9 protein-coding genes are annotated in these 8,282 nt (G+C 33.3%); 5 read left to right on the forward strand and 4 right to left on the reverse strand.

Annotation, left to right across the window (positions count from 1 at the left end; genetic code table 11):
* Window positions 1-699, reverse strand: a 699-nt coding sequence (locus ACWVCY_RS12450; RefSeq protein ID WP_455143153.1) for an arginine deiminase family protein, incomplete at its 3' end; no start/stop codon positions are given.
* Window positions 700-910: 211 nt separating this feature from the next.
* On the opposite strand from ACWVCY_RS12450, the gene ACWVCY_RS12455 reads away from it, so the two are divergent.
* Together ACWVCY_RS12455 and ACWVCY_RS12460 are read left to right on the forward strand one after the other, a co-directional pair.
* Window positions 911-2,269, forward strand: coding sequence for a TldD/PmbA family protein (locus ACWVCY_RS12455; protein WP_455143154.1), 1,359 nt, complete (start codon window positions 911-913; stop codon window positions 2,267-2,269).
* Window positions 2,270-3,673, forward strand: a complete 1,404-nt coding sequence (locus ACWVCY_RS12460; protein WP_455143155.1) for a TldD/PmbA family protein — start codon at window positions 2,270-2,272, stop codon at window positions 3,671-3,673.
* Between the two features lie 34 nt (window positions 3,674-3,707).
* On the opposite strand, the gene ACWVCY_RS12465 is transcribed toward ACWVCY_RS12460, so the two are convergent.
* From ACWVCY_RS12465 to ACWVCY_RS12475, 3 genes are all read right to left on the reverse strand, one after another.
* On the reverse strand, window positions 3,708-4,013 hold the full coding sequence (locus ACWVCY_RS12465) for a TIGR04076 family protein (RefSeq protein WP_455143156.1): 306 nt from the start codon (window positions 4,011-4,013) through the stop codon (window positions 3,708-3,710).
* A gap of 130 nt (window positions 4,014-4,143) precedes the next feature.
* Window positions 4,144-4,959 carry a 2-oxo acid dehydrogenase subunit E2 gene (locus tag ACWVCY_RS12470; RefSeq protein WP_455143157.1) on the reverse strand — a complete coding sequence of 272 codons (816 nt, stop codon included), beginning with the start codon at window positions 4,957-4,959 and terminating at the stop codon, window positions 4,144-4,146.
* Window positions 4,960-5,025: 66 nt separating this feature from the next.
* Entirely contained in the window at window positions 5,026-5,589 is a 564-nt protein-coding gene (locus ACWVCY_RS12475; protein WP_455143158.1) for a methyltransferase family protein, read from the reverse strand.
* 174 nt (window positions 5,590-5,763) lie between these two features.
* On the opposite strand from ACWVCY_RS12475, the gene ACWVCY_RS12480 reads away from it, so the two are divergent.
* The 3 genes from ACWVCY_RS12480 to ACWVCY_RS12490 form a co-directional block, all read left to right on the forward strand.
* On the forward strand, window positions 5,764-6,345 hold the full coding sequence (locus ACWVCY_RS12480) for a hypothetical protein (protein WP_455143159.1): 582 nt from the start codon (window positions 5,764-5,766) through the stop codon (window positions 6,343-6,345).
* A gap of 225 nt (window positions 6,346-6,570) precedes the next feature.
* Window positions 6,571-7,074: an archaemetzincin family Zn-dependent metalloprotease gene (locus ACWVCY_RS12485; RefSeq protein ID WP_455143160.1), complete on the forward strand. Its 504-nt coding sequence runs from the start codon at window positions 6,571-6,573 to the stop codon at window positions 7,072-7,074.
* A gap of 91 nt (window positions 7,075-7,165) precedes the next feature.
* The coding region (locus ACWVCY_RS12490; protein WP_455143161.1) for a M28 family peptidase at window positions 7,166-8,282 on the forward strand (1,117 nt) is incomplete at its 3' end.

An 8,282-nucleotide genomic window follows, 5' to 3' on the forward strand; every position in this document is an offset into this window, starting at 1 on the left:
AATCATCTTAGTTACTGCGGGATAACCAGCTGGTATTAGAACACTATCATTTATAGTTAGGGTGTTTGCTGCATAAGCATCCTTATCGTCTAGGACAAGTTTATTATACTGACTTAATTCTGGATGGCTAACATATTTGTTAATGGTAATAATGGTAGTTTCATTCAAAGCAGTGATGTAACTCTTTAAATGGACAATAGAATGATCTTCAATAGTCTTTATTTCGACTCCTAACCATGTTGCAAGTTGTTGTATTCCTTGATAATTCGATCTTTGTGTGATGCCTGATATTAGATGATTAGAAAAGTGAATTACATCACCACCCTCGATCGTAGCAGGTTCAAGACATTTCTTTACCTTCAATGTTTGACTTAGTACCGCTAAAACTTTTTCTTCTTCGCCTCGTCTTGATAATGCACCAAAGTGAGAAATTAATGCTCTTTTTCCATGGATAATTGCCGCATCCTCGACAAAACATGAATCGGGATATTTTTTTTCGGGTGGAAGCTTGATGACTTCTAATCCCAGTTCTTCTAAGGTATTACAATATTCAATATGCTGTTTTTTTGCCTTTTGGTAATTTATCGTGTCGGGAAAGGCATAAGCAGTAATACAGGCAGGAAATGACGGGGAAGGTTCTCTAACAAGGGCAATACGTTTACGAAGTGACATGTTATTATAGAATATTTGAGAATCCATAAGAAGTTTTTTGTAGATTTCTGATCTCTCTTTTATGGACGTTAATTTAGTTTAATCCGATTTTTTAGGTTTGCTTTTAAAATCTTACAAGGTGTAATTATTTAAGATGGGTAGATTTCATTAACTTAATTGGATTTTTTGTAAAATATCTTGTTTATTTTCCAAAGGGGTGTTTATTATTTTTAATCTTATAGAAGAAGCATTAGATTCCTTGGATCAGTTTTCTTCAAAGGATCTTGTTCAAATAAGAGGTCAAAATCGTATTATCTCACTCTATAGCATGAAAAATGGTATTCTAGAAGAATCTTCACGAAATTTATCGCATGGAATTGGTATTAGAATATTATCTAATGGAGCATGGGGATTTACAAGGACAAATATAACAGATTTTCAAAATATTCAATCATCAATTGTCGCTGCACAGAAATTAGCAAAAGCAGCTTCCAATCACCAAACAACTAAAATCCAGCTTCCCAGATCTCCTTCTATTAATGACTCTGTTAAAAGTAAGTGTCAAAAACCTATTGAAAACTTTTCTCAAGATGAAATCGTCAAATTACTTCGATCTATCTCCTCTGGGTTGTTTGGTTACTTACCAGAACTGAAAAATGCAAATTTAAACCTCTTAGGATTAACAGATAAAAAATTCTTTTTAAGTTCTGAAGGATCTAAGATTCAGGAAGAATTCACTAAAATACAATTAAAAATCGATCTACTCTTAAAAAAACACGATTCTCGTATACCATTCTCGGAAACTTATGGACATACTGGTGGAATGGAGCTTTTTGATAGAAATCAACCTGATTTTATGGTAGAAAACTTAGTAAGAGAAGTAAAATCTTTATTAGAAGCGGAATCATGTCCAGCTGGCATGTTTAAGGTGATTATCCAACCTTCATTATGTGCAACATTGTTACACGAAGCTATCGGGCATCCATTAGAAGCAGACCTTGCTATGGCAGGAGGAGGGTTTAATGAAGCTTTAATAGGAAGAACTGTATCCTCTGAATTGGTAACAATATATGATTCAGGATTAATAGAACATGGTTTAGGTTATTTCACTTATGATGATGAAGGAATCAAATGTGTTCCAACCACATTGATAGAAAATGGTATTCTGAAATCATATATGCATGATAGAACATCTGCGTCTATGATGGGTACAGAGCCCACTGGAAACGCTCACGCATGGGATTTTAGTGTCTCCCCAATGATTCGACAGACTAATATTGGATTGAAAGCTGGAGATTATTCTCTTGAAGAATTAGTTGAGGATATTAGGCATGGTTTTATTCTTGATGGAACTTTTGGAGGCATGGCAAATTCAAATGGAGATTTTACCTTTGGTTTTCAACGTGCATTCCAGATTAACCAAGGAAACATTGAAAAGGCTCATTTAGGGGCTAATGTTTCTGGAAATGCCATTGATGTCTTTAAAACAATAGATGGGGTTAGTAATAAATCTATATTACGACCTGGAGCTTGTGGAAAAGGCCAGTTTGCGATTCAAGGAAGGATTGTACCCGCAATACGCTGTAATATTTTGATCGGAGGAAAAGGAGGTATATAAATGACATTAGATCAAGCATGGGAAATTCTCAAAGAGAATGCTCAGTATGCATTAAAAAATGTAGAAGCTCAAGTTGGGGCAGCTGAGGCATTTTTTACCCTAACAAATCTCACCCAAATTCAAATTAGAAATTCTGAACTAACAGGGAATAATCAAGGTATAGATGGAGGGATAGGATTCAGAATAATTAATAAAAACAGTCAAATGGGTTTTGCTTCAACAAATAACTTCCTTAAAAAAGAAGAAGTTCTCAAAGCAATAGAAAATGCCATCAACCTTGCTCAGATCAGTACTCCTAATGAATATGCCTGTTTTCCAGAAAGTTCCAAACCTAAGGTGATTAATGGATTATTTGATAAAAAATTTATTTCTATTACCATAGATGAGGCTCTTGGTATTGCTAAATCAGGATTAGTTTCTACTGAAGCTGTTGATGAACGCGTGAAATTAAAAAGAGGTGAGCTATATCTTGAATATGGATGGAAAGGCGTTCAAAATACTATAGGAGTAGATCTGGAAGCAAAAAGTAGTCATGGAATTTTCTATTTGGGAGCTATTGCGCAGGAGAATAATCAAGTTACTGGACTTTGTTCAGAGATAAGAAGAACGACCTCTCTAGATTTTGATGCTCAAGTCCAAGGTGAAATCCTTGCCAAGAAAGCTATAAACCTTTTAAATCCTAGATCAATCACTAGTTTTACTGGTACTGTTGTTTTTTCCCCTGATGTTGTAGCTGACCACATTTTTTCGGTCATAACGGACGCACTTAAAGGGGATAATGTAATTGCGAAATCTTCAGCTTGGGAGGATAGAATAGGTAGTGTAGTGGCGAACAATGCTATTACTATCTCTGATAATCCATTATTAGAGGCAAATTTTTCATCTCAGCCTTTTGATGACGAAGGTGCTACAACTGCGAACACTATTTTGGTTGATCAGGGTGAATTAGTACAATTTCTTCAGCATTCTAGCAGTGCCAAAGCCTTTAATGATAAAACTACTGGAAATGCATCACGATATGGAACTGGCTGGGATATAACAAGGTTAATCATTGGATCTGGTTATAAAGCCCAACCTCTTGTTTATCCTCATAATCTTCTAATTAAACCTGGTCAACAATCAATAGAAGATCTCATTGCAGAAATAGATCATGGACTTTTTGTTGATTCCATAGCTGGATTCCCACAACCTGGTTCTGGATTGGTGAGTGCTCAAATATCAAGTGGATTTATTATTGAAAAAGGAGACTTTAAGCGTGCAGTAAAAGATACAATGGTTGTTGGTAATGTCTATGAATGGTTACACCAGATTTCAGGTATTTCGAAAGAAACTGATCAATTCAACTTTTGTAATGTCCCTGCACTCCGAATAGAAGGCGTAAAAATTGTAGGGAAAAAAAGTTAACGAACTTCATATTTATGATATGTCATTAATACCTTTATAACTTCTCTATCTTAAAAATAACCGGCCTTATTCCATCATTACATGGGATATAGGTGAATCCTGGTTCAGGATACTCATAATCCCCGCCATAATAATAAATCATAAGTGTTTCATAAATATCATGCCACGCTTGTTCACAAAAATCTTTCGGAGGACTGAGATGATTATCCACTAGAAATTCCCGTCCTTCTTCTAGGAAACAAGGAGGGATTGGTTTTTCTGTCGATGTTCTAAGTATATTATGACCAAAAATAATTTTGGGATCAAATTTTTTTATTACAGTAATTTTTAACTTATCCAAAGTATTTTACCTCTGATTGAAATAAATGATAAGTCTGATCAATTTCCCTGAATGATGAAACAATAAATATTTTATTTTTATGTAAAAAAATCCTTTCTTTCAATTCCTGAAATTAAATGAATTCTGTTTCTTATATTAAATCTAATCCTTTTGCTGTTTCGAGAAAATCAACTAATTTTGTACTAAACCTTGCTGCAGGTGCTCCATCAACGATATCATGATCAAATTGAAGAGTTAAAGCTAAAAATTCTCTGATGAGGATAGTCTCATTAAAAATCCCTGGTTTCTTACCAATCCCTCCCACTGTTATTGAGATAGGAAATCCAGTTAGCGGAATTGCCCATCCTAACCGTGATCCAAACATTCCAACAGATGTAACACTAACCAATCCTGATAATTTTTTCATTGAAAAGGGATCCCAGAGAACCCGTTTCCAAAATCTTTTCCGTATGAATTTTGGTAAATAAATTCCTAATCGAGCTAAGTAAAGAAGTTTCTTTCGATTACCGAGAACCTGAACACTTTGATTATCAAAGACTTGGGTTTGTGCAGATCGTATTTCTTGTGTTATTTCTAATACTGACAACTTATTGACTTTTCGAAGAACATAGGGTAAGGGAATAGTCTTTCCTTCTACAACTCTTTCAACTTGAATAGTAATATCAACATCTTTGAAAATAATTAATTTTCCTCTTCCTCTTCTAACCGAATGAATTTCTTTGTTCTCATTAAGTACTTGACCTATACACCAACAAATCCAGCCTGTAAATGAAACTGTGGTTCCTGTGTTAACTTTATGCTTTTTTATTAATTCACGTGCTTTTGTTACATCTATCTCAAGAAGTCCAGTGATTATATGTCTTTTTTGAGCTTCATCTAAATAATCAATAATACCTAAGCGATTTCTCGGAAAATCTTGGATAGAATATTCACCTATAACATCCATAACAATACCCCGAGCGATTTAAATTTTTAATAAATCAATAAGATAATTTTTTCTAAATTTGGTGATTTAGAAAAATAGGAAATATCTTGGAACCCTTTTTAGATATTCTCGATAACTATCACCATATCGTTTTATACAGGCTTCTTCTTGAGCTAAAATTTGAAAATGATTGAAAATTTTAGAGAGGATTAATAGGATGAGAATAATCCAAGAGCTCACTATAATCCCAATTCCAAATAGTATAACAGTTAGCATCATTTCCTGAGGATTCCTTGAATAGCTATACATTCCTTTAGTCACAGGCTGATTTAAAGGAGTCGTTATAAAATTTATTACGGAATATCTAAGACCAATCATTCCAATCAAGTATATAATTAGTCCAACAAGAAATTCAAGAGTTCCATAAGCTATTGGAGTCAGCGTCATTAATAACATTGCACAAACTCCAATGAATTTACCAATTATTGTGAATAACCATTGTTTTCTATCAAAATTTGATCGAAAAAATAGTTTTTCTCGGATTTCTATTGAAACAAAAATCACGTTATAGAATTGAAGGATATAGAAAAATATTAGAAAAATCCATCCATTAAACAGTGTTAAACTAAGATCTGGCCAGAGGTCCATCATTTAGCCTTTTCCATATGATTGAGAATAATCTAAAAATTTTGCTTGCTAATTCTAAATTTTTGAATAAAGACCATTATTATTAATTTATGTGTGCTTAACAACACTAATATTAGATATTAGCTGCAAAATTAACTTTTAGTAGAGTGTAGGGGATAGATCTCTTGGTTGATAAAAATGGTAGTAATTCCCTATTATAGTTATTATATTCAGATTGGATTTTTTGATGTAATGCTAATCGCCCTGATTGAAATTGCCTTCATATGGTTTTTCTTTCCCAAAGAAATGATGGGGAAGGTCTTTTCAATGGTTGGTGCTGTTAATCTAATTAAATTAGGAATAATGACAATCCTAATCCCCTATGTTCCTTCAATTACTTCGACTTTTAATCAGATACTTCTTATAGAAGTGACAATGATGTTCTTATTAGGAATAATTGTTTCGACTCTGATATATGAGAAGGAACAATGGGCCCCGTCCCGGGAAGAAGCCGGTTCTCTCGCTTTTCGTATTACTGCTATTTCTAGTCTGGTCTGGGTAACATTTAGGAGTATTAATCCTTCCATTCAGTATGGTTTCCAGTCACATGATCCAATAAGAAGTCTGTTAGCTGAAACTTCAATGAGTAATATCATACCCTTTAATGCCATGGGGTTGGTTCTAGATTCATTTGGTGTGTTTATCCTAGTTGCTGGCTTCATTATTCTCTATCTTCGTTATAAAAAACATTTGTTATTCCAACGAAACGCTTCCACATAAATTCAGAAAAACCCTTTAATCACTTCCATCCTTTCAATATTTAACAGTTTATATTAACATTTTTCTCTTCAAAGGGCAAAATCCGTTTTATTACTTAAAAATTAGTCAAATTTATATCCAGATATGACTAATAAAAATATCCAATTTAAGTTGAAAACTAGGACTTCATTATAGCATTCTCGTTTAAATTGTGTTAATTGTAGAAAATCTACAATTTGAGGAAAAATGATGCAATTAAGTTTAACTATTCTTTTAGATCCTAATCTCGCTCCCTCGTTACTTGGTGATTTAAGCTCTCGTCTGATGGATATTTTTCCTTTTAGTCAGATTGATGTCCATAAATTAGCTAAGCTCTCTCATTCTTGCTGGAAACCTGCAAGGCAACAATATGATGCAAATTGTCTATTAGCTTCTGTTATGTCACTTAATCGTAATAAAATGGTATTATTAATAGTTAATAAGGATGCCTATGTAGAAAAATTGAATTTTGTTTTTGGAGTAGCATCAACAGGTATTGGTGCAGTTGTTTCAGTATTTAGACTTGAAAGGGACCTTGAATTTATACAAAAAGAAATAACTCATGAATTAGGACACGTATTTGGGTTGAAACACTGCTATCTACCTTGTGTTATGACATTTTCAAATAGTGTTTGGGAAGCCAAGCAGAAAAACAGCGATTTCTGTGAAAAATGCACAACTCAAATAAATAAATCATTGAATAAAAAATAAAGAGATAAGGATTTTCTTATCTAATGTTTTCAGAGAAGAATCATTCGCAAATATACCGATTACTTTAGTTTTTCATGGAATTGATACACAGATGCACTTGTTAAAAACTTATGGCCTTCAACTAATTCTTTTAAGTATCTTTATATTCATTATTATGATAGTTCCTGTTACTGTACGAGCGAATTTTTCATTAACTACTAATTTAGTAGTTTCAAATGCCCCTACAGATTTAATTTCCGATACAATACGATTTCTACCAAGAACGTTTGAATCAATTGATTATCAATACTATATCAATCAAATTATTTCCTCTTCTCTTCCAAATATTGAGGATCATATTCTAAACCTATCTGCTTTTGGAAGTCGGGTCACAGGTTATGGTGGGTATGAACAAACCATTAATTATATTCTCAATTTTTTCACTAACCAAGGTCTGGTTAATGTTCAAACAATTTCTTATCCTCTTCTTATCCCAATGGATTATGATACGAAAATTAACCTGAATGGGGTAAATTACACTGCTCATGCATTCATACCTAATTCAGTTCATACAAACAAAATATCCTACTCTGGTTTATCAGGTACCTTGGTTTATGGAGGATCAGGAGAATATATCGATTTAGATGGGAAAGAAATTGAAAATAAAATTGTAGTACTTGAATTTAATACTCAAGATAATTGGCTTAATACAGTTAGCCTTGGAGCGAAAGCAGTGGTTTTTTTATCCACCAATGATACGAATCGATTTGAAGCCCAATCTAAATCCGTTGAAATCCCCTTGGAATTCCCTCGTATTTATATTGAAAATGAAACACTTGCTACGATAATTAAAGATTCCAGCATGCAATTTAATCAATCCATCACTCTTTATTCAGATGTTGAGTGGAAAGAAATTGACGCAAAGAATATTATGGGCTTTTTACCTGGCTTAGATGATGATCTCATCATTATTTCTGCTTATTTTGACTCTTCTTCTTGTATTCCTGCTATTTCCCCTGGTGCAGATGAAGCATGTGGTATTGCAACCCTTTTAGAACTAATTCGGATTATAAAAGAAAATAATATTATTCCACAAAAATCCTTAATGTTTTTAGCTCTTTCAGGGCATAATCAGGCAGCTGCTGGGGCAAGAGAGTTTGTTTTTCAAAATTACAAGAATCTGAATCAAAACGGGGGGATAAAACTCTTTTTATCGTTAGATCTTTCTG

Source organism: Candidatus Hodarchaeum mangrovi (assembly GCF_975850365.1).